Source organism: Streptomyces sp. NPDC048278 (assembly GCF_040652195.1).
Classification (GTDB): domain Bacteria; phylum Actinomycetota; class Actinomycetes; order Streptomycetales; family Streptomycetaceae; genus Streptomyces.
This window is the reverse complement of sequence record NZ_JBEZLP010000001.1, coordinates 259,979-280,476: the sequence shown is the minus strand read 5'-3', so window position 1 is coordinate 280,476 and position 20,498 is coordinate 259,979. Positions and strand designations below refer to the sequence as shown.

Genomic DNA, 20,498 nt, shown 5'->3' with positions numbered 1-20,498 from the left:
ATGGCCCACGCCTCCGCGCCCCTGCTCGCCGCACTGGCGGACGCCACCGAGGACGGGATCTTCTTCGACCTGGCCGGGATCCGGCGCGGCTACGCCACCCTCCGGCGTGAACTGCCCGGCGTCGACGTCCGGTTCGCCCTGAAGGCCTGCCCGGTGGACGAGGTGGTCGAGTGCCTCGCGAGCGAGGGCGCGGGGGTCGACGGGGCGAGCCCCCGCGAACTGGAGCAGGCGCTGCGCGCGGGCGTGCCGGTCGGCAGGACCCACTACGGCAACACCGTCAAGTCCGACCGGGACATCGCCGACGCCCACCGGCTCGGCGTGCGGGACTTCGCGACCGACAGCGTCGAGGACCTGGCGGCCGTCGCGGCCCACGCCCCGGGAGCCCGCGTGTTCTGCCGGCTGGCCACGAGCGGCGACGGGGCGCTGTGGGGACTGAGCGACAAGTTCGGCTGCTCACCGGCGGACGCGGTGCGGATCCTGGAGGCGGCACGGGAGACGGGCCTGACACCCTCCGGGCTGTCCGTGCACGTCGGCTCCCAGCAGATGACGGCCGACGCCTGGCACAGCGCCGTCGACTGCCTGGCGGACGTCCTGACCGCCCTAGGGCGGCGCGGAATCGTCCTGGACCACGTCAACCTCGGCGGCGGCCTGCCGGCCCTGGACTACCTCGACCGGCACGGCCTGCCCCTGGAACCGCCGCTGGACAAGATCTTCGCCGTCGTCCGGGAGGGGATGCGCCACCTCAGGAAGGTCCACGGCGAGCACCTCTCGTTCGTCCTGGAGCCGGGACGCCACCTCGTCGCCGACCACGGGGCCGTCCGCGCCCACGTGGCCCGCCTGTCCGAGCGGCGCGGACCGGACGGCGAGCGGCAGCACTGGCTCTACCTGAGCTGCGGCAAGTTCAACGGCCTCTACGAGATGGACGCGCTCCAGTACCCGCTCGTCTTCCCCGGCCACCCCGACACGCACCCCGACGCCGGGTCCGCGTACGTCCCCGCCGTGCTCGCCGGACCCACCTGCGACAGCGACGACGCCTACCCCCGGGGACACGCCCTGGTCCGCGTCCCTGCGGACCTGGCCTCCGGCGACCCCGTCTGGGTGCTCTCCAGCGGCGCCTACGCGATCAGCTACACGACCCAGGGCTTCAACGGCTTCGCCCCGCTCCCGTACACCTGCGTCGACGGAGAGCACCGGTGAGCGGCGACGGCGTACGCATACGCGCCATCGCCGACGCCGACTGGGACGCCATCACCGCGATGGAATCCCGCGCCTACACGGAGCTCGGCCTCACGGAGGGGCGCGCCGCCCTGCGCTCCAGGGCGGACGCCTCGCCGGAGACCTGTTTCGTCCTCGACGTCGGCTCCCGGCAGTCCGGCTACGTGCTGGCGCTGCCGTACCCGTCCTTCGGCTACCCCGACCTCGAACGGGCGGAGCAGCCCGCGTTGACCTCCCTCCCGCCGCGCAACCTGCACCTGCACGACCTCGTCGTCGTGGAACGGCTGCGCGGCAGGGGACTGGGACGGCGTCTCCTGAACCACCTCACGTGGACCGCGACCGCCCGCGGATTCGAACGCATCTCGCTGATCGCCGTCGGCCGCAGCGAACCGTTCTGGTCGGCACGCGGGTTCACCGCCCACCCCGGGGTCTCCCCGGACGGATACGGCGCGAACGCCGTCTACATGTCCCGTACGACGGTCGAGCCGACGAAGCGAGTTGATGCGCGTGTTCCCTGCCCGTGACCCCTTCCAGCGCAGCCAGGTGGCCATCGCCGCACTGTTCTGCGCCCTCGGTTTCCAGTACGCCACCTGGGCCGCCAGGATCCCCGCCATCAAGGCCGACCTCGGGCTGACCGCGGCCGAGGTGGGCGTGCTGCTGATGGCGGCCGGCATCGGCGCGGTCGCCTCGTTCCCCCTCGTGCCGGTCCTCATGAAACGGCTGGGCTCCGCGCGGCTGGCCCTGCTGTCCGCCCTCTGCCTGACCCTGCTGCTCCTGGGACTCGCACTCGCCCCGGACTACCCGGTCGCCCTGCTGGTCATGGTGGCCGACGGCGTGTTCGTCGGGTGCCTGAACGTCGCCATGAACGCGCAGGGAACGACCCTGGAGACCCGGTACAGCCGCACCACCATGGCCCGGCTGCACGCGACGTTCAGCGCCGGCTCCCTGCTCGCCGCGCTGCTCGCCTCCGGCATGAACGCGGCCACCTCCTCGGTCCCGGCGCACTTCGGCGTGGCCGCCGCCGTCCTCGTCCTGTTGACGGCCCTGGCGCGCCCCGGTCTGCTCGGCGACGAGGCCCCCGCGGCGGAGAAGGAGGACGAAGCCAGGAGCCGCACCGGCTGGAGCCTGCCGTCCCGGGTCACGCTCTGGATGTGCTGCGCCATGGCGTTCGGCACCGTGACCGAGGGCGCCATGAATGACTGGTCCGCCCTCTACCTGCGCGAAGTCGCCAAGGCGACCGCGGAGTTGGCGCCGATGGGCATCGCCGTGTTCTCCGGCATGATGGTCCTGGCCCGCCTCTTCGCGGACGGCTGGCGCAGCCGCTGGGGCGACGGCCGCGTCGTGCTGTTCGGCAGCGCCCTCGCCGCCGCGGGGCTCGCCTTCGCCCTGCTGAGCGGCGGAGTGGCGGCGGCGCTCATCGGCTTCGCCTGCGTCGGCCTGGGCTGTGCGGCGGTGACCCCCTGCGTCTACGTCGCCGCGGCGAAACAGGGCTCGGAAGCGCTGGCCCTGGTCGCGGCCACCGGCACCACAGGTCTCCTGGCCGGCCCGCCCCTCATCGGCTTCGTCGCGAGCTCCAGCAGCCTGGCATGGGGCCTCGCAGTCGTCGCCGCAGCGGCTGTCGTGGTCTCCCTGTGCAGCACACGGATCCAGTGGACGCCGGTGAGCGGCTGACCGGTGCCGACGCCGGTGCCGGGGCCGGTGGCCGGGCCGATCACTCGGGTCGACGCCACACCGAGATGTGCTTCGCGGAGTCCTGGGTGAACGGCGTGCCGTGCCAGTCGGACACGCGGTGTTCCAGGGTGAGGCCCGCGAGGCGGGCCATCAGGTCCAGTTCTGCGGGCCATGCGTAGCGGTGCCGGGAGGCGTTCCGGCGGTAGCGGCCGTCCTCGCCGTCGCGGGTGAGGTGGTGCGAGACGAGGATCTGCTCGACCAGGTCGAAGGTGTCGAAGCCGAGATGCCCCGCGGAGACGTCGAACGGCACCGCGACCTGGCCCGGCGGCAGCAGCCGCAGCGGCGGCACCCCCAGTTCGATCACGAAACGGCCGCCGGGCCGCAGATGCCGGGCCGCGTTGCGGAAGCACTCGACCTGCTCGTCCTGGGTGAGCAGGTTCGAGATCGTGTTGTAGACGAGATAGACCAGGGTGAACTCACCGGGCACGGTGGCGGTGGCCATGTCCCCGACCACCACCGGCAGGGTCTCCGCGTCGGCCTTCCGCCGCAGGACCGCCACCATGTGCTCGGAGTACTCGACGCCCGCGACCGGCACCCCGCGCTCCCGGAGCGGGACACCGACCCGCCCCGTGCCGATGGCGAACTCCAACGCCGGTCCGTCTCCGGCGAGTCCGGCGAGGAAGTCGAGGGTCGGGCCGAGCACGGCGGCCGACGACATCTCGCTCTCCTCACTGTCGTAGCGGTCGGCTTCGGCTCGGCTCCATAGCTCACTGGTCGTCACGAGCGGTCACTGTGCCGGGCGGACGACGGTGCCGTCCATCGGGTTTCCCGGCCGGTGAGCGGCGGCTGACGGGCGGCCCGGGCCGGGGCGGGCGGGATCGGGCGCCGGGACCAGCCCCAGGCGCTGGGCGTGCAGGACCGTGCCGAGGCGGTCGCGGGTGCCGAGCTTGCGGTAGATGTTCTCGACGTGCTTGTGCACCGTACGCGCCGAGATGCCCAGCCGACGGCCGATCGCGTCGGCGGTCAGGGCGTCGGTGAGCAGGAGGAGAACGGTGATCTCCCGGGGCGTCAGCGCACAGTCCGCCGCGCTCTCCTCCGCCCCGCCGGGCGCCGCGGACGACCGGCGCCACTGCTCCAGCAGCCGGCGTTGCTGCTCCACGGCGGCCAGCAGTGGCTGCGCGCGCTCGGCGATCCGCACGTGGTCGTCGGTGAAGTCCGCACCGGAGCGGTAGACCAGGCAGCCCGTGATCGGTGCGACCGAGCCGGGCAGCGGCAGCGCCAGCACCTCGTGCAGGTCCAGGCTGTCGCCGAGCACCCGCGCGGTCTCGCTCACCGGCCAGCCCCGCCCCGCCAGCCGACGAGCCGTCACCGGACTACGGCCGAGGCCGGCCTCGTAGTGGTGGGCGAACGGGTAGCCGGACCGCAGCACCCCCAGCGCCTCACCGCCGAGCCGGTCCAAGGTCTCGGCGGCGGCGGGGGACAGGCCGAGCGTGCCCTTGCCCTCGCTCCAGTCGTCCAGTTTGTAGATCAGCGTCTCCCCGCCGCACAGGCCCGTCACGGCTTCGGCCAGCAGTGGCCAGAGCCGCTCGGGCTCGCGCTCGTTGAGCGCGGCGACGGCCAGTTCGGTGAGGCGTTCGTAGGCCCTGTCCAGCCCGTGTACCACGTGTTCCTCTCCGCTCGTGCCCCTACGCAGTTATACGCATACCCAGGCGGTGGCCAGGTGCCCCATGCTTCAACCGGGTACCGGCACCGGATGGGACGACTCCGGTCACGCGGGCCGCCGGCACGGGGGAGCGGCGGCCCGCTCCCGGTCGTCGCCGGATCCGGTCAGCCACCCCAGGCGGCTGCGCACAGCACCCGGTCGACCTCGTCCGTGTAGCGCCCCGCGGCCAGCCAGGCCCGGGCGAAGCGGCCGGTGTCCGCCGGAAGGAGACGGCCGAAGACGTCGCGCGAGCGTTCCGCAGCCGCGGCGAGCAACTCGTCGAGGATATCGCCGGCCGTCCCCAGACCGTGCCGGTGCAGACGGCGGACGTCGGCCGCGGAGTCACCCGGGAAGGCCAGCACGCGCCGCCCGCCCGAAACCGCCTGCTCGGTTCGGCGGCGCAGCAGGTGCAGGGGCGCCTCGTCGGACGTGCGCACCGCCTCGCCCGCCGCAGAAGGAGACAGCGGGGAGGTGGCAGAGGCCTGCGCCGGGGCCGGCAGGTCCGCGCGCTGGAGGCGGTCCAGCCCCAGGTCGACACGGCTCCCGGCGCCCTTGGGGTGCTCCGTCGCGAGGAGTTGGGCCCGGGCGTGCGGGGCCGCGGCGAGGCGTGCGACCACTCGCAGCCGACTGCCCCGCGCGGCGGCCAGCAGCCGCAGGTTGTCGCGGTGCGGGAGCGCCGGATGATCGTGCGCCGCCGTCAGCCGCAACGGCACACCGCCGCAGTCGGCCAGCAGGCAGTCGCCCGCCGCCTCGCGCACCGCGCCGACCAACGTCACCTCCAGGAAGAGCAGACCGTGGCCGCCGCCCAGGGCCTGCCCGACCTGCTCGGCCACGGGCACCGCCCACAGCCCGTCCAGCGGATCGGCCCGCCACTCCACCCCCGACGCGCGCACCGCCCGTACCGCGGCGCCTGCCCCCAGCCGACCGGTCGGCGACACCGTCGCCCCCGACACCGCGAGCCCGGCCCGGGCCAGTTCGCGGTGCGTGAGCGTCGTGTCCCCGATCCGTACGGCCCGGTCGGCGGCGCCCACCGCCCGGCCCGCGCCGCCCGGCGCCACGTCCGAGACCGTGTACAGCCGCCCCGCGGCATCGGCGGTCCAGGTGACGGCCCCCGCATGGCCGCTCGCGGTGAGCACCGGCTCCGAGAACAGGCCGAACAGCCGCAGCGAACCGTCGGGCGTGTACGGCTGCCGTGCCGTGCCGCGCAGCCCGGCCAGCTCGGCACCCGTGGCATGGGGCACACGGTGGGCCACGAACAGAGCCTCCGACACGGCCCCGACGAGCTCCGCGAGCCGGAACGCGGGATCGGCCGCGCGGGCCGCGCGCAACGCGGTGACCACGGAGACCGCCGCCGCGGCGGCCCGCGGCAGACCCGCGAGGCGCGCGGAGTGCGCGGCCCGCAGCAACTCCGCCTGGAGCACCGCACCGGAACCGTCCGTACCGGCGTCGAGCACGGCGGCCACGGCGTCGAAAACGGCATGGGCGGCAGCGAGTTGCGGGGGCGCCGCCGACTCGTCGGGGGCGGGTGCCGCAGGGGTGCCCGAGACGGGCGTGGGCTGCGAGGCGGTCTCGGTGCTGCCGGTGCTGCCGGTGGTGTTGAGGGCGCTGCTGGTGTTGAGGGTACCGGTGGTGTCGGGGGTCCCGGTGGTGTCAGGGGTCTTGGTGGTCCCCGTGCCCGCGGTGCTCTGCGCGACCCCCGTGTCCCTCGTGTCGCCCGAGGCCCCTGTGTCCCCTGTGTCCCCCGTATCCTCCGTGTGCTCTCCGGCCTCCGTCATGTCGGCCACCGGCGCCGCCGACGCCGCCGCCGCGCGGTGCAGGCAGTCCGGGGCCAGCAGGCAGCCGCAGCGGATGGCCACGGCGTCGGCCACGACGCCTCCGGGGGCGTGCAGTTCGAGCTCCGAGCCCTCGTCGTCGACGGTGACGCGCACGGTGTCGCCGTCGCGCGTGACCGGCCGGTCCGCGAGTTTGGCGATGCCCGCGTCCAGCCGCTTGCGCAACCGGGGCGAGAGGGTCGCGACCAGCTCGGCTGTCACGGCCGGGGCGACGGCGGGCAGGTCCCGTTCCGTGCTCATGCGATCTTCTCCCCTACCCAGCGGGCGAGTTCGAGCGGACTGAGGGCGGCGACCGGCATTCCGGCGCCCACCAGTTGCCCCGCGACGCCGGTGGAGTAGCGGGGCCGCCCCGAGTCGTCGAGGCTCGCGCAGCCCAGCACCTGGCAGCCCGCCCCGACCAGCGCCCTGACCTCGGCGAGCAGCCCGCCCACCGGGTAGCCCTCCTCGAAGTCGCTCACCACGACCACCAGCGTGCGGGACGGCACGGTCACCAGCTCGCGCGCGTGCCGCAGCCCGGCCGCGATATGGGTGCCGCCGCCGACGCTCACCTCGAGCAGCAGCGACAGCGGGTCGTCGACATGCCCGGTGAGGTCGACGACCTCGGTGGAGAACGCGAGGAAGTGCGTGGACAGGGTCGGCACCCCGGCCAGTACCGAGGCGGTCAGCGCCGCCCAGATCGTCGACGCCTCCATGGACCCGGACACGTCCGTCACCAGGATCAGCCGCCAGTCGGCGGTGCGCCGGGCCCGGGTCCGGAAGACCGGGCGCTCCGGGATCACCCGGACCGTGCCGTCGGCCGCCCGGCGGGCGGTTGCCAGGTTGGCCCGCAGCGTGCGCGGCAGGTCCAGGCCGCCGCCCGGGCGCCGGCTCGGCCGGGGCAGGGCGGTGCCGTGCAGCGCGGGGCGCAGCCGGGTCGCCAGCTCCCGGGTCAGCGCGTCCACCAGGCGCCGTACCAGCGGGCGGAGCGCGGCCAGCCGGGCCTCGGGCAGCCCGCCCGCGTGCCGGAGCACCGACCGCAGCAGGTCCACGGAGGGCCGCACGCCGTCCGGTTCCAGCTCGGCCAGCACGTCCTGCCGTCCCGTCGCGGCAGCCGCCGCCAGCACCTCCTCCCGGATGCCGGGCCCGAACAGCGCCGCCAGCTCCTGCGACCACTCCCGCACCCCGGGATACGACGCCTCGCGCCCGCCGCCCGTGCCGCCGAGGTCACCCCGGCTGCCCTCGCCGCGCCCGCGGCCGTACAGCTCGTCCAGCGCGGTCGCCAAGGCCCGTGCCGACCGGGGGAGTTGATCGGTACGGCGGCCGAGCAGCAGCCGCCAGCGGTCGGCGGGGGCCAGTCGACGCTCCGACGGCGGCGTCGACGTGCCGGCCCGGGTCGACGCGGACTCCTGGTGCCTGCGCGGCGGCGGCAACAGGCCGAGCGTGCGCAGGGTTTCGCGCGCGGCGAGGTCCGCGCGGGTCCAGGTGGCCAGCGCGGCCGGGTCGACGGCTCCGGTGTCGGCCACCCGGTCGACGCCGAGCCGCTCCTCGACCCCGGACAGCAGACGCTCGCGGTCGGCCGGGCTCAGCGTGTCGAAACCACCGCGCAGGGCCGGCAGCCGATCGAGGAAATCCCGGTCGGACAGGTCCGACACCCGCTCGGCCAAGGGCTCCAGCGCCGGTGCCGCCGCCTCCAGCAGCCGTCCGGCGGCCGTCAGCAGCCCCGTCAGCCGGGCGGTGAGCGCCGACCGCGACTCGGCGTCGACCGCCCCGTCCACCCAGGAGGCGACCCGGTCGCCGAACGTCCCCGGATCCTCCTGGCCGAGCAGGACGCGAACGGCTCCGGCGGCGCCCCGCATCAACGGGGAGCCGTCGGCGGCCAGCCGGGCCAAGGCGTCGGCGAGCCGGATACCGCCCGACAGGTCGGCGCGGTGGGCGAGTTCGAGCAGGGCGTGGGCATCGGCCGGGTCCTCGGAACCGGTCAGGCCGTCCACCTGGCGCACCGCGGCTGCCGTCAGCAGCCCGGCCACGGCGACGGACCTGGCCGTACGGTCGTCATCCGTGTCCAGCCCGGCGATGTGACCGGTCCGCAACCGGTCCAACAGGGCCAGACCGGCGAGGAGTTCAGGCAGGGTGCCGACGTCCGGCAGCACCTCGGCGGTGTCGTCGAGCCGCTCCTCGACCAGGCCGGGCAGGCCGCAGTGCGCCGCCTGCGCCAGGCCGTCGAGCACCTGGGCCGCCGTCGGGCCGCCCGCGTCCCGCTCCTTGCGGCTCCGCTCGCGCAACAGGCCCTCGGCCGCCTGGGCGAGGGTGACCCCGCGGACACCGGCCGCCGTCAGCATCGCGGTGGTCGCCGGCGTCCAGCGCACCTCCCAGCGCGAGGTGAGCGCGTCGGCCCCGCCGGTCCCGGTCACCGGCCTCGCCTCGGCGTACGGCACAGAGCACAACGTCAGGCGGCGCAGCAGCAGTTCGCGGCGCCGGTCGAGATCCGAGCGGAGAGGGTCGAGCCGCAGGTCCCGGGCGGCGCCGGGGCCGCCGTCAGCCGGACCGGGCAGACCGAGTTCGCCGAGCTCGGCCTCCACGGCGGGGGCGAGACCGCTGCGGGGCGCCTTGGGCGCGGGACGGCCGACGCGGGTGCCGACCAGGACGTTCTCCATCGCCCTGGCGACGGCTCGGCCCCGGCCGTACGGCTCGCCCTGCGCCAGTACGGTCTGGACTGCCTCGACCAACTCGCCGCGGCCCGCGGCGGGGAGGTCGCGGAGGCGGGCGAGGTCTCCGGCGAGGCGGGTGATCTCGCGGGCGTCGGCGGGGCCCGAGGGGTGGCCGAGACCGCGGAGTTCGGCGCAGACGCGGACGGCCGCGCTGGTCAGCGACTGTTCCAGGGCAAGGGGGTCGCCCGCTGCCTCCAGAACCATGTGCTGCCATTCGGGGTCGCGGATGCCGGCCGGGTAGCCGGACCGCTCGTCCAGGAGGGCGTAGGTGTAGGGGATGAGGGAGGTTGTCCATTCGGGTGCGGGCCGGTGGGGGCTTGTTGCGCCCACGCGGCGGCAGCCGCACATCGAATGCAGCCCCGCGCCCCTGACGGGGCGCAGCAGTGCGGGGGTATGGAAGGCACCGACCACTGCGGCAGCCTGCTCGCCGTTCTTCGTCGCCTCGGCCAGCCGGGACCGCATCCACTCCTCCCGCCGCAGATCCACCTCCGGCACGGCCGACTCCTCCCGCAGCGCCCACCCCGCCAGCAGCGCCGCCCGGCGCAGCGCCTCCGGTGCCGAGCCGGGCGCGGTGGCCTCGACCAGCCGGTCCCAGAGGTCGTCGCCGGGCCGGCCGGTGAGCCGTGCCCGCAGGGCGTCCGACAGTCGGCCCGGCCCCTGCGCGGCACGCTCCCCTTCCCGCCACCCCGGGTCCGCCAGCGGCAGATCGCAGGCGACCACCGGCACCCCGCGCCGCCCGGCCCACCGCACCGCTGCCAGTTCCGGGGAGAAGTCGGCGAACGGATAGAACGCCGGGCCGCCGCTGCCGTCGGCCGGTGCCGCGGCGAGGGCGACCGGGGCCCGGGTCTCCTCGTGGGCCAGCCACGGCAGCCACTCCTGCAGTTCCGCGGGCAGCTCGACGAGGAGTACGTCCGGGTCCGCCGTGTCCAGCAGCGCCGGGACGGCGGCGGCCAGGGAGGGCGCGTGGTGTCGTACGCCGATCAGGTAAGGCCCCGCCGGGTCGGTGAGAGCGGCGAGGGCCGCCTCGGGGGAGTCGGGCACGACGTCACGCCTCCAGGACCGTACGCAGGTCCCACAGCGTGCGCCAGGTCGCCGAGCCCTGTTCCGCGCGCCGCCGCACCGGACCGTCCCAGTAGCCGCGCAGCCGGGCCGCGTCGGCGGGATCGTCCTTGCGTACGACGCCGAGCAGATGGCCCGGAAGCAGGCCGAGGACGTCGCGGTCCCCGGGGAAGTAGGCCGCCGCCAGGGCCAGCGCACCCGCCACCGACACCGCCTCGGCCGTGCTCATCACCGTGGACGGGCGCTCCACCTCCCAGCCCTCCGCCGACCGTCCCTCGCGCAGGTCGCGGAAGGCGGTGACCAGGGCCTCCAGGACCGCGTCGTCGACCTGGAAGGGCGCTCCGGCCCGCTCCACCGACGCCCGTGCCTGGCCGCGTACCAGAGCGGTCTCGGCGTCGAGGTCCGCGATCGGGCCCACCGTCTCGAAGTTGAAGCGCCGCTTGAGCGCGGCGGACATCTCGGAGACGCCCCGGTCCCGCAGGTTGGCCGTGGCGATCAGGGTGAAGCCGGGTGCCGCGTGCGCCAACGCGTCGTCCGTGCCCGCCAGTTCGGGCACCGCGATGCGCCGTTCGGACAGCAGCGAGACCAGGGAGTCCTGTACCTCGGGGAGGCAACGGGTGACCTCCTCCACGCGTGCGACGGCACCCCGGGACATCGCGGTGAGGACCGGCGAGGGCACGAGTGCCTGCCGGGTCGGGCCCTGGGCGAGCAACAGGGCGTAGTTCCAGCCGTACTTGAGCTGGTCCTCCGTCGTGCCCGCGGTGCCCTGCACGACCAGGCCGCTGGTGCCGCACACCGCGGCCGACAGCAGCTCGGACAGCATCGACTTGGCGGTGCCGGGCTCGCCGACCAGCAGCAGCCCCCGCTCACCGGCGAGGGTCACCACACAGCGCTCGACGAGGGCCCGGTCGCCGACGAACTTGTCCGCCACGACGAGCCGGCGCGGCACCCCGTCCGGCGCCTCCGCGTCGTCGGGCAGCCGCAGCGCCCGGCCGCCGCTGCCCATCACGAAGGTGACGACGGACCGGGGCGTGAGCCGCCAGGCGGGCGGGCGTGGACCGGCGTCGTACGCGGCGAGGAAGGCCAGTTCGGTGGCGTACCGGTCCTCGGGCGGGACGATCTGGCGCGGGGGCGCGGTGCTGACGGTCATCGGAGGTCGTCCTTCGGGGCGGTTCGGGCGGTGGTGCGGATCGTGGTCATCGGCGGCGGCCTCCGCGGGTCCGCGTGGTCAGCTGCTCGTACGCGGGGGCGTCCCCGGAGCGCACGCGCTCCCAGGCGCGGGCGAACAGCTCGGGCACCGGGACCAGGGGGAAGGTCCGGTGGCCGTCGGAGACCGGGTAGAGGGCTTCCTTCCAGGTCTCCAGCGGCAGGGCCGGGTTCCTGAACTCGCGCCAGCCGCCGGGCAGGAAGAGGGTGCGGCCGGCCCGCGGGCGCTTGGCCTCGACGACGAGGCCGGTCGCCGCCAGTTCGGCGCGCGCCTTCTTGACCCGGGCGGGCTTCCAGCCGGTCCAGCGCACGCAGTTGCGGTCGGTGGGATCGGGCAGCGCCAGCAACTGCAGGTAGAGCGCCGCCGCGTCCGTGCCGAGACCGTGCGCCTCGGCCACCTCCGCGACCAGCGCGGGCACGGAGACCGTGGGGTCCTGGGCGTGTCCGGCCGGGCCCTCGGCCGCGAGGGCCCGGGCGAGGGCCTCGCCCAGGATCGTCCGGACCGCCCGCAGCCGGACCGCCCGCCCCTCGCCCAGCAGGCCCTCCAGGAGCCCGAAGACGGGGTCGTCGGCTCCGCTCAGCGCTCCCGGCCGGAGCAGCACATGCTCCGTCTCCGCGTACCAGGGGCGCAGCACCAGCGTGTCACCCGCCCTCGTCAGCCCGTACGCGTCGCCCCCGCCGGACGAGGGCAGACCGAAGACCTTGCGCAGCTGGACGGAGGTCGGACCGCCCTTGTCCGTCCACTCCAGGTCCAGGTCGAGCAGCAGCTCGGGATCGGCCAGCCGCCGGCGCAGCGCGCCGAGCCCGTCCGCCAGCCCGGCCCGCAGCGCATGCCCGTACGGCAGCACGTACGCCAGCGCGGCCAGGCTCTCCACGGCACCGGCCAGCGTGTGCGAACCGGGCACCGCCGACGGGTCGGCGGGCGTGAGGTCGCCGTCCTTGTCGGGCCGGAACACCGTGGTGCGGGCGAGCCAGGGGGTGCGCGCGGGGTTGAGCACGGCCTCGGCGTGACCGGCGCCGACACCGGCGAGATCCGCGCTGAGGGCCTCCGGCAGACGTACCAGGGTGCCGAGGCGCTCGGCCCACAGCCGGCCCGCGGCCGTCGTGTCGGGGCCGGTCGTCCACAGCTCGGCCGGGTCGTCCGGCAGCAGTGCGCCGAGGAGCGCCCGCTGCTCGTCCTGGCCCAGCGTGTTCAGCAACTGCGCGCCGAGGTTCCGCTGGCCGGGCTTGAGACCGACGGCGGCGAGTTCCCCGGCACCGGGGGCGTGCGGGTGGCCGGCCAGCAGCACCGAGGCCTGCAGGGGGCCGAGTGCGCCGCTCGTCGCGGTCGCCAGTGCCTCGGGGGCCTCGGGACGCCACGGCGCGGCGCCCTTCTCCCGTACCAGCCGGGTCAGTTCGGCCAGCCGGTCCGCCGGGATCCCGGCGGTGTGCCGGGTCTCCCGGACCAGCGTGAAGTGCCCGACGGCACCGAACGCCCCGGACGGGTCGTGGTCCAGGGCCAGCCACCTGACCGTTCCCAGCGGGTCGTCGACGCTCTGGCAGCCGAGCACGACCACCGTGCGGCCGTCCCGGCGCAGCACCTGACCCGCCCGCTGCTGCTTGTCGTGCGGCTCGCCGAGCACGACCACGCGCAGCGTGGTCCCGAGCGCGGGGAGCGGGCCCTCGGTCAGCGCCTCGAACAGCAGGAGCAGTGGTTCGCGCTGGACGTCGGTGAGGGCCGGTGAGCAGGCGCGGTAGGCGAGCGGTCGCAGCGCACCCAGGACGGGCGTCCATTCCGCACCGATGCGGGGGATGGTGTGCTCGTCGCTCTGCCAGCCGTCGCCGACGGGGGCGAGCCGCTCGGATTCCGGCAGCGGCTTGCCGTCGGCGGGCCTGCCGGAGAGCACGTGGTTCGCCGCGCGGATCTGGCGCAGCGCGGCCCAGCCGCCGTGCCAGGCGCTCTGCAGGGTCACGACTCCGGCCGTGGCGTCGTACAGCGTCCGATCCGTGCCGTGGTCCGGGGAGTAGTCGGCGAACATGCCCTCGGTCCGCTGCCGGGGCTGCTGTGGACGCTCCTGCGCGGGCCTGGCCAGGGACCCGGCCCTCTCGGCGATCCGCAGCGCCGCGTGGACGAGGGCGGCGACGCCCGACAACAGCCGCCGGTCGGTGAGTTCGGGCAGCGCCCGCGCCACCACGGTCACGGCGACGGCGTCGGCGGTCGGTACCGCGGCCCTGGCCCTTTCGTCCTTGCCGGCCCGGGCCAGCGCCTCCTGCCGTTCGTCCAGGGCCGTCGCCGTCGCCCGCATCAGCTCACCGGCCGACGCGTCGGTCAGGGCGCGCAGCACGGCCGATCCGCGCTCGTCGCGGGGGCGCAGCGCGTGCCAGAACGCGACCGGCGGCACCAGCCGGGTGCCGGCCGCGTACGTCCCGCCGGACTCGCCGAAGGACACCCGCCCGAGTTCGGTGCCGTCGGCCATGTGCAGGCCGACGCTCCGGTGCGTCTGCGCGGCGATCGGCTCGGCCCCGCCCGGCAGCCGCAGGGCGCCCAGCGGCACCCGGCCGTTGCGTTCCGCCCGCAGGGTCGCGGTCCGCCCGTCCGGCGTGCCCGCGGTCGTCCGTGCTTCGGCACCCTCGCCCTCGGTCCGCACCCATCGACCGAGGACCGTGCCGTCGGTGCCGAACGGGGTGTGCTCAAGGCCGGGTTGGAGCGGCAGCACCTCGCAGGAGCCGTGCAGCAGCGAGGCGTTCTCGCGGACGGCCGACGCCAGCAGTGCGGGCAGCGAGGCCCGCCCGTGCTCGCCCGTCGCCGGGTCGTACTCCAGCCACAGCGACTGCCGCCCCTGCCTGCCCTGGCGCCAGTACGTGGTGCCGTCGCCCAGCACCGGGCGGCTCGGCGGCAGGACCGTGTCCCCGGCGTGCAGGGTGCGGCTGCCCGTCGCCCGGCCGCCACCGGGCAGCGGGATCGAGGCGTTGGCCGCGTCCAGGCCGGACCACCAGCCGGTGATCTGCTCACCGCCGACCGCGACCACCTCGGACGGGCGGTTCGACCAGTAGCCCTGCTGCTTGGTACCGTCCCGCCACATCACCAGCAGCTCGCCGTCGGCGTACCGGAACCTGGGCCGCTGCCAGCGATCCAGGGCGACGGGCAGCCGCAGCTCGTGCGTGAGCAGGATCCCCTCGGGGCCGACGACGAGCGCCCTGTGACCGCGGGCCACGATCAGCGCGGGCCACGCCTCGGTCACCGACAGCTCGTGGTCCCGGTCCCCCCGCACCTCGGCGTCGAGCAGCGTCAGCGCCTCCTCCAGCGCGGGCCAGCCCAGTTCGTCCACGATCCCGGCGCGGAGCGTACGGCCGAGGACCGGGACGACGTCGTAGCCGGTGAGCCTGCGCACCGCCTGCGGGCTCTCCTGCACCACCGCCCGGAAGGGGCGCAACCGCTCCAGCTGCGCGTCGGCGCCGGGCAGTCCGGCCGTGGCGGCGAACTCCGCGGTGGCCGCCTGCAGCCACTCGCGCAGCACGTCGCCGAGGACCGGATGCGCCGCCACCCTGGGCAGCTCCGCGGGCCCCTGCCCCCGGCCGAGGCCCTCGACGGCCTCGAACAGCAGCGCGCGGTAACGGGGTTCGGCGGCGACGGCCTTCAGGTCCCGCCGTCCGGGCCGCTCGTCGCCCAGCCAGACGGCCAGCGGAAGGTGCACATGGGTGTCCGTGTCGGGTACGGCCGGCGCGATGCCCTCCGCGACGCACAGGTCCAGCAGATCGAGGTCGGCCCCCGCCTGCCAGCGCCCGGTGAACAGGTCGACGGGCCGCCCGCCGGCGCGCAGCCGGGGCGCCATCCGCTCGGCCAGCGCCAGCGTCGCGGGGGAGCGGCGCGAGTACGCCGAGCCGTGCTTGCGGTGCTGGGCCCACCGGCCGAGCCAGTCCGCCGCGTCGACGTCCCCGCCGCCGTCCCCGGTGAGCAGCAGGTCCGCCCCGCACTCCGCCAGCAGTGTCAGCCAGAACTCGTCGTCCGCCACGTCCCGGCCGAGGCCGGCCGGCATGATCTCCAGCAGCCGGACCCGGATCCCGGGCCGCCGCTCGGCGAGGACCGGCAGCACGCTCCGGTAGGCGTTCCAGAAGGAGGCCGGCGCGCGGACGGCGGCCGGGGACGCGAGCAGGTCGGCGACGAGCGCGCACTCCTCGGTGACCCGGTCCAGACCCGCTGCCTTGATCAGCCCGCGCGCGTCCTGGGGCAGCGAGGCGTACGGCGCCATGCCGGCCGCGCAGCGCTCCACCGTCAGCTGCCGGAACTGCGCCCAGGCGGTGGCCGGTTCGAGCCGCCGCGCGAGATCCTTCACGTACTCCTTGAGCGCCTTGACGGTGAGTGCCCCGGCGAAGGCGAACTCCAGGAACACCGCCCGCTGCCGCTCCTCGTCCACGGCGAGGGCGTACACCCGCTCGGCCTCGCGGGCCTTGCCGAAGAAGGCCGCCGCGTAGGTCGCGTTCTCGTGCTGGAGGAAGACGCGGGCGGCCTGCTCGTAGAAGGTCGGCAGGAAGTGCGGGACCGCTCGGCCGAGCCGCTCGCCGAGCGCCTCGAAGCCCTCCTTCGCGTTGCCCGGCTTGGACTTGGCCTGCCGGGCCAGCCGCTCGACGTCCTTGACCAGGGCGAGGGCGTGATGGCCGTTGGCCGGGTCGTGCACCAGCGCCCAGGCCGGGAAGCCCAGGGTCTCCCGGCGCACCTGGCCGACCTCGGGCGCTTCCGGCTCCCGGCCCAGGCCGAGGAACTCCAGCGCCAGGTCCTCGGCCTCACCGAGGGTGCCCGGGACCAGCCGGACCACCGTCCGCCCGTCGAGGGCGGGGTGCGTGTAGGTGCGTGCGGTCAGGACGTCGGCGTCCTCCCGCACGGTCGTGCCCGGGGGCAGGATCGCGCCGGCGTCGAGCAGCGCGGTCGTGGTGGTGTCGTCGTACGCGGTCATGCCGCCCGCTCCTCGTCCTCGATGTCCCGCCCGGCGTACAGCGCCGCCGCCATCCGCATCCCCTCCGACCAGGCGACCGGCCCGACCTGACCCAGCCTCAGCGTCCGGCCGGCCGGATCGGTCCACGCCAGCGGGCCGGTCTCGGTCTCGAAGTAGCTGTCGTAGTCGCCGATCCAGACCCGGGCCTCGATCCCGCGGCCCTCCTCCAGCACCGAGCACACCGCGTAGCCGCCGCGCACGCGGTACCCCAGCTGGGTGGCCCTGCCGTGCAGGAACCGGAGCTCCTTGAAGACCCCGCCCGCGTACTCCTCGACCTGGGTGCCCTCCGCGTCCAGTGTGGCCGGGCGGTGCCAGACCTCGCGGAAGAGCTGCTGGGCCTTCTGCTCGACGCCGAGTTCCACGGCGAACTCCCGCAGCTCGGCCAGGTCTTCGAGGAGCACCGGGTGGGGCAGCCGGACCAGTTCGGGGGCGATGCGCACGGTGTCGCCGTCGAGGTCGACCAGGCCGAGCCCGCGTCCGGCGTCGGCGTCCCGCAGGAACCCGGCGACCCGGCCGTCGGCGCCGGTGACCACCAGGTCGCGCAGCGCCGCCTGCCAGGCGGGGTCCGGCCACACCTGCGCGAGGACGGCGAGCGGGACCGGAAGGGACCGGGTCATCCACCGCTCCACGTCGGCCAGGCACTGCCGTTCGTGCCGCTCCAGCCACTCGGCGAGCTGCCGCAGCCCCAGCACGGCCGGATCCTCCGCCAGCTTCGCGGGCACGGACTTCAGCTTCCGCCCCGCCGCGTTGCGGCAGACCACCTTCCCGTCGTCCAGGGCCACCTCGTAGTCCCCGGCCGTCACCCACCCCATGCGTGCCTCCCCGCACCGCAGTGATCAACTGGTGGCGACTGTAGGGGAGACCACTGACAACGCCCCCCCCCCGGCGGCCTGCACTGGTGGGGAAAACGCGGTCCGGCGGGGGCGGGAACGCAGGCAGGAGGCCCGGGCGGGTACGGCGACGGCCCCGGTCCGCGGGCGGAGTCGCCGGGACCGGGGCCGTGGAAGGCAGGGGGAGGGCGTCAGCCCTGACCCGACTCCTTCTCCCGCTTCTGGTTCTTCAGCCGCACGGTCTCCTTGCGGACCTCGGCCTGCGTGGCGCGCTCCTTCTCCAGCCACTCGGGCAGTGCGTGCTTGAGCTCCTCGATCTGCTCGGTGGTGAGCGGTTCCGTCACCCCGCCGCGGGCCAGTCCGGCGATGGACACGCCCAGCTTGGCCGCGACCACCGGACGCGGGTGCGGCCCGTTGGCCTGGAGCTCGCGCAGCCACTCGGGCGGGTTGCTCTGGAGCTCGGTCAGCTCGGCGCGCGAGACGACGCCCTCCTGGAAGGCGGCGGGCGTGGCGGGCAGGTACACGCCCAGCTTCTTCGCCGCGGTCGCGGGCTTCATCGTCTGGGCGGTCTGGTGCGAACTCATGGGGTCAAGGGTATCGGCCGGGCGCGGAAGCCCTGACCACGACCGATGGCGCCGTCCGTGCACCGCCGTCCGTGCACCGCTGCCCGGGCAGCCCGCCCCCGGCCGGTACCCGGGGCCTGTCCGTGGCCGATGCCGGGCTGCCCTCCGTGGCCCGTTAACCTGGGCTGGTGACAGGCTCGGAGGAAACACCGTCGTTCCGGCTCGCGTACGTCCCCGGCGTGACGCCCGCCAAATGGGTTCGGATCTGGCACGAGCGCCGGCCCGGCATCCCCCTCACCCTCCTCCAGGTCCCCGCCGCCGAGGCGTCCGGCCTGCTGCGCGCGGGTGACGCGGACGCCGGTCTGCTGCGGCTTCCGGTGGACCGCACGTTCTTCAGCGCGATCCCCCTGTACAGCGAGACCACGGTGGTCGTCGTCCCCAAGGACCACGTGATCACGGCGGCCGAGGAGGTCACCGTCGCCGACCTCGCCGACGAGGTTCTCTGCCACCCCCTCGACGACGTCTTCGACTGGGACGCCCCGCCCGGCGAGCCCGCCTTCGAGCGCCCCGCGACCACCGAGGACGCCGTCGAACTGGTCGCCGCCGGGATCGGGCTCCTGGTCGTCCCGCAGTCCCTGGCCCGCCTGTACCACCGCCGGGACCTCACCTACCGGCCGCTCACCGACGGCCCGGAGTCGACCGTAGCCCTGTCCTGGCCCGAGGAGGCCACCACGGACCTGGTCGACGACTTCATCGGCATCGTCCGTGGCCGCACGGTCAACAGCACCCGTGGCCGACAGACCGCGGAGACCTCCAAGCCGGGGAAGACGGGCCAGGCCGCGCCGGAGAAGGCCGGACGGGCGCAGAAGCCGGCCGCCGGGGCCAAGGCGACGCCGGGCGCCCGCACCGCACGCGCGCGTGCCGCCGGAGCGAAGTCCGCCAACCCCGCCAAGCCCGCGAAACGCGGCAAGCCCCGTCGTCGCTCGTAGGCGGCGGCCGGACCTCCCGCACCCTGCCTCGCCCCGCTCCCGATCTGCTCCCGCGTGAGGCGGGGTTCGCGGCCCTGTTCGAGTCGGCCGGCCTGAAGCTGTCGAGGGCCGTGCCGACGCCGACCGGACTGTCGGAGGTGGAGGTGGAGGTGGAGGCGATGGAGGCGGTGGCCGCCTGAGCGCTCCGCGGGGAGCCCGCGGCCGTCAGGCCTCCGAGACCACCGGCGCGTGGGACACTTCCGGCGCCTCCGGAGCCTTCGCCCGCTCTCCCAGGTCGGCCACCGCCAGGCCCAGCGCCACCAGGATGAACCCGACGGAGGTGAGCAGGCCCAGCTCCAGCGCCTCGGTGGCCGGGCCGCGGTGCGCCAGGTGGGCGAAGTACACCGAGCCCACCACCGCGATGCCGGCCGCCGAGCCGACGCGCTGGCCGGTCTGCAACACCCCGCCGGCGGCACCGGCGCGCTTCACCGGGACGCGGGTCAGGGTCAGCGTGGTGTTGGGGGAGACCGTGACGCCGGAACCGATGCCGCCGACGATCATGGGCACCGCCGCGGCCCAGCCGAAGTTCTCCATCGGCACCAGGCGTACCACCGCGATGATGCCGAGCAGTCCGAGCGCCACCCCGCTGAGTCCGATGACGACCAGCTTGCGTCCGTGGCGCACCACCAGCCGGCCGCCCAGGGCGGCACCCACCGCCGAGCCGACCGCGAACGGCAGCACCGTGATTCCGGCGGCCAGCGCGCTGTATCCCGCCGCGTTCTGCAGGTACAGGGCGAGGACGAAGAAGACCGTGGTGAAACCGGCGAAGTAGGAGAAGCTGATCAGCGCGCCGAGGGTGAAGGACCGCATCGAGAACAGGTTCAGATCGAGCAGAGGGGCCTGTCCGAGCCGGCCCTGCCGCCGCTCCCACACCCAGAACAGGCCGAGCAGGACCGCGCCCACCGGCAGCAGCGCCCACTTCTCCCGTCCGGTCCACTGCTGCTCCTGCACCAGCGGCAGCATCAGCGCGAGCACACCGCAGCCGAGCAGCAGCACGCCGAGCGGGTCGAACCGCTCCCGCCGGTCCGCCGTGGCCCGATAGCGGGGCAGCAGCCGCAGGCCCGCGACGAACGCGGCGATGCCGATGGGCAGGTTGACGAAGAACACCCAGCGCCAGCCGTCGTCGGTGCCCACGGCATCGATGAGCACACCGCCGGCCAGCGGACCGACCGCCGTCGAGATCCCGATGACGCTGCCGAGCAGCCCGAAGGCCTTGGCACGTTCGGAGCCCTGGAACATCTGCTGGATCAGCCCCGAGGTCTGCGGCGCGACCATGCCCGCGGCGGCGCCCTGGATCAGCCGGAACACCACCAGCCGGTCGGGGCTCGACGCGAGTCCGCAGGCCGCCGAGGCCACCGTGAACACGGCGAGCCCGATCAGGAAGGCCTGGCGTCGCCCGCGCATGTCGCCGAGCCGCCCCGCCGGGACGAGTGCCAGCCCGAAGGTCAGCGCGTAGCCGGAGACCACCCAGGCCTGGGCGGCCTCCGTGGCGCCCAGGCCGTGTTCCATCGAGGGCAGCGCGACGTTCACGATCGAGGTGTCGAGCAGCGAGATGAAGCCGGCCGCGAGACAGACCCCGAGCGCCTTCCACCGCCGGTCGTCGGTGGCCGGCTGCTGCGGCTTTGAGCAGGTCGTGGTCATGTGGCCACGCTAAGCAGGCATCCGGGGCATCGCACGACCGGCGGAGCGAACGGATGGCCGAACTGCTCCTTCCGGGTGGCGGCCCGGGCGTCCG

General features: G+C 75.1%; 13 protein-coding genes. 4 read left to right on the top strand and 9 right to left on the bottom strand.

What is annotated here, in order from left to right:
- Genes AB0D74_RS01305 through AB0D74_RS01295 form a run of 3 tightly spaced genes read left to right on the top strand, consistent with a single transcriptional unit; the run spans nucleotide 1 to nucleotide 2,886 of the window.
- Entirely contained in the window at nucleotides 1-1,197 is a 1,197-nt protein-coding gene (locus AB0D74_RS01305) for a type III PLP-dependent enzyme (RefSeq protein ID WP_362578919.1), read from the top strand.
- Nucleotides 1,194-1,739 carry a GNAT family N-acetyltransferase gene (locus AB0D74_RS01300; RefSeq protein ID WP_362578916.1) on the top strand — a complete coding sequence of 182 codons (546 nt, stop codon included), beginning with the start codon at nucleotides 1,194-1,196 and terminating at the stop codon, nucleotides 1,737-1,739. Before AB0D74_RS01305 ends, AB0D74_RS01300 begins: the two co-directional genes overlap by 4 nt.
- Complete coding sequence (locus AB0D74_RS01295) at nucleotides 1,717-2,886, top strand: MFS transporter (protein WP_362578913.1); 1,170 nt, start codon at nucleotides 1,717-1,719, stop codon at nucleotides 2,884-2,886. The genes AB0D74_RS01300 and AB0D74_RS01295 overlap by 23 nt, the downstream gene beginning before the upstream one ends.
- A gap of 40 nt (nucleotides 2,887-2,926) precedes the next feature.
- Here AB0D74_RS01295 and AB0D74_RS01290 read toward each other — a convergent pair whose 3' ends face one another.
- The 8 genes from AB0D74_RS01290 to AB0D74_RS01255 all read right to left on the bottom strand — a co-directional run bounded on the left by AB0D74_RS01290 (nucleotide 2,927) and on the right by AB0D74_RS01255 (nucleotide 17,756).
- Nucleotides 2,927-3,667 (bottom strand): class I SAM-dependent methyltransferase, encoded by a 741-nt coding sequence (locus AB0D74_RS01290; protein ID WP_362578910.1) that lies wholly within the window; start codon nucleotides 3,665-3,667, stop codon nucleotides 2,927-2,929.
- 6 nt (nucleotides 3,668-3,673) lie between these two features.
- Nucleotides 3,674-4,549 (bottom strand): LuxR C-terminal-related transcriptional regulator, encoded by an 876-nt coding sequence (locus tag AB0D74_RS01285; protein ID WP_362578907.1) that lies wholly within the window; start codon nucleotides 4,547-4,549, stop codon nucleotides 3,674-3,676.
- A gap of 164 nt (nucleotides 4,550-4,713) precedes the next feature.
- Entirely contained in the window at nucleotides 4,714-6,660 is a 1,947-nt protein-coding gene (locus tag AB0D74_RS01280; RefSeq protein WP_362578904.1) for a hypothetical protein, read from the bottom strand.
- Entirely contained in the window at nucleotides 6,657-10,148 is a 3,492-nt protein-coding gene (locus AB0D74_RS01275) for a DUF5682 family protein (protein WP_362578901.1), read from the bottom strand. The genes AB0D74_RS01280 and AB0D74_RS01275 overlap by 4 nt, the downstream gene beginning before the upstream one ends.
- 4 nt (nucleotides 10,149-10,152) lie before the next feature.
- Nucleotides 10,153-11,316, bottom strand: coding sequence for an AAA family ATPase (locus AB0D74_RS01270; RefSeq protein ID WP_362578898.1), 1,164 nt, complete (start codon nucleotides 11,314-11,316; stop codon nucleotides 10,153-10,155).
- 46 nt (nucleotides 11,317-11,362) lie between these two features.
- Nucleotides 11,363-16,303, bottom strand: a complete 4,941-nt coding sequence (locus AB0D74_RS01265) for a hypothetical protein (protein WP_362578895.1) — start codon at nucleotides 16,301-16,303, stop codon at nucleotides 11,363-11,365.
- Nucleotides 16,300-17,154 (bottom strand): DUF4132 domain-containing protein, encoded by an 855-nt coding sequence (locus tag AB0D74_RS01260; protein ID WP_362578892.1) that lies wholly within the window; start codon nucleotides 17,152-17,154, stop codon nucleotides 16,300-16,302. The genes AB0D74_RS01265 and AB0D74_RS01260 overlap by 4 nt, the downstream gene beginning before the upstream one ends.
- A gap of 209 nt (nucleotides 17,155-17,363) precedes the next feature.
- Nucleotides 17,364-17,756, bottom strand: coding sequence for a DUF5997 family protein (locus AB0D74_RS01255; protein ID WP_362578889.1), 393 nt, complete (start codon nucleotides 17,754-17,756; stop codon nucleotides 17,364-17,366).
- Nucleotides 17,757-17,923: 167 nt separating this feature from the next.
- Here AB0D74_RS01255 and AB0D74_RS01250 point away from each other — a divergent pair, with 167 nt between their 5' ends.
- Nucleotides 17,924-18,724, top strand: coding sequence for a LysR family substrate-binding domain-containing protein (locus tag AB0D74_RS01250; RefSeq protein ID WP_362578886.1), 801 nt, complete (start codon nucleotides 17,924-17,926; stop codon nucleotides 18,722-18,724).
- 204 nt (nucleotides 18,725-18,928) lie between these two features.
- On the opposite strand, the gene AB0D74_RS01245 is transcribed toward AB0D74_RS01250, so the two are convergent.
- Nucleotides 18,929-20,404 (bottom strand): MFS transporter, encoded by a 1,476-nt coding sequence (locus AB0D74_RS01245; RefSeq protein WP_362578883.1) that lies wholly within the window; start codon nucleotides 20,402-20,404, stop codon nucleotides 18,929-18,931.
- Nucleotides 20,405-20,498 lie beyond the last annotated feature (94 nt).

Excerpts from the sequence above, each read along its gene's own strand:
- AB0D74_RS01305 (WP_362578919.1), top strand. The coding sequence starts at position 1 with ATGGCCCACGCCTCCGCGCCCCTGCTCGCCGCACTGGCGGACGCCACC.
- AB0D74_RS01295 (WP_362578913.1), top strand. The coding sequence starts at position 1,717 with ATGCGCGTGTTCCCTGCCCGTGACCCCTTCCAGCGCAGCCAGGTGGCC.
- AB0D74_RS01280 (WP_362578904.1), bottom strand. The coding sequence starts at position 6,660 with ATGAGCACGGAACGGGACCTGCCCGCCGTCGCCCCGGCCGTGACAGCC.
- AB0D74_RS01270 (WP_362578898.1), bottom strand. The coding sequence starts at position 11,316 with ATGACCGTCAGCACCGCGCCCCCGCGCCAGATCGTCCCGCCCGAGGAC.
- AB0D74_RS01265 (WP_362578895.1), bottom strand. The coding sequence starts at position 16,303 with ATGACCGCGTACGACGACACCACCACGACCGCGCTGCTCGACGCCGGC.
- AB0D74_RS01260 (WP_362578892.1), bottom strand. The coding sequence starts at position 17,154 with ATGGGGTGGGTGACGGCCGGGGACTACGAGGTGGCCCTGGACGACGGG.
- AB0D74_RS01255 (WP_362578889.1), bottom strand. The coding sequence starts at position 17,756 with ATGAGTTCGCACCAGACCGCCCAGACGATGAAGCCCGCGACCGCGGCG.
- AB0D74_RS01245 (WP_362578883.1), bottom strand. The coding sequence starts at position 20,404 with ATGACCACGACCTGCTCAAAGCCGCAGCAGCCGGCCACCGACGACCGG.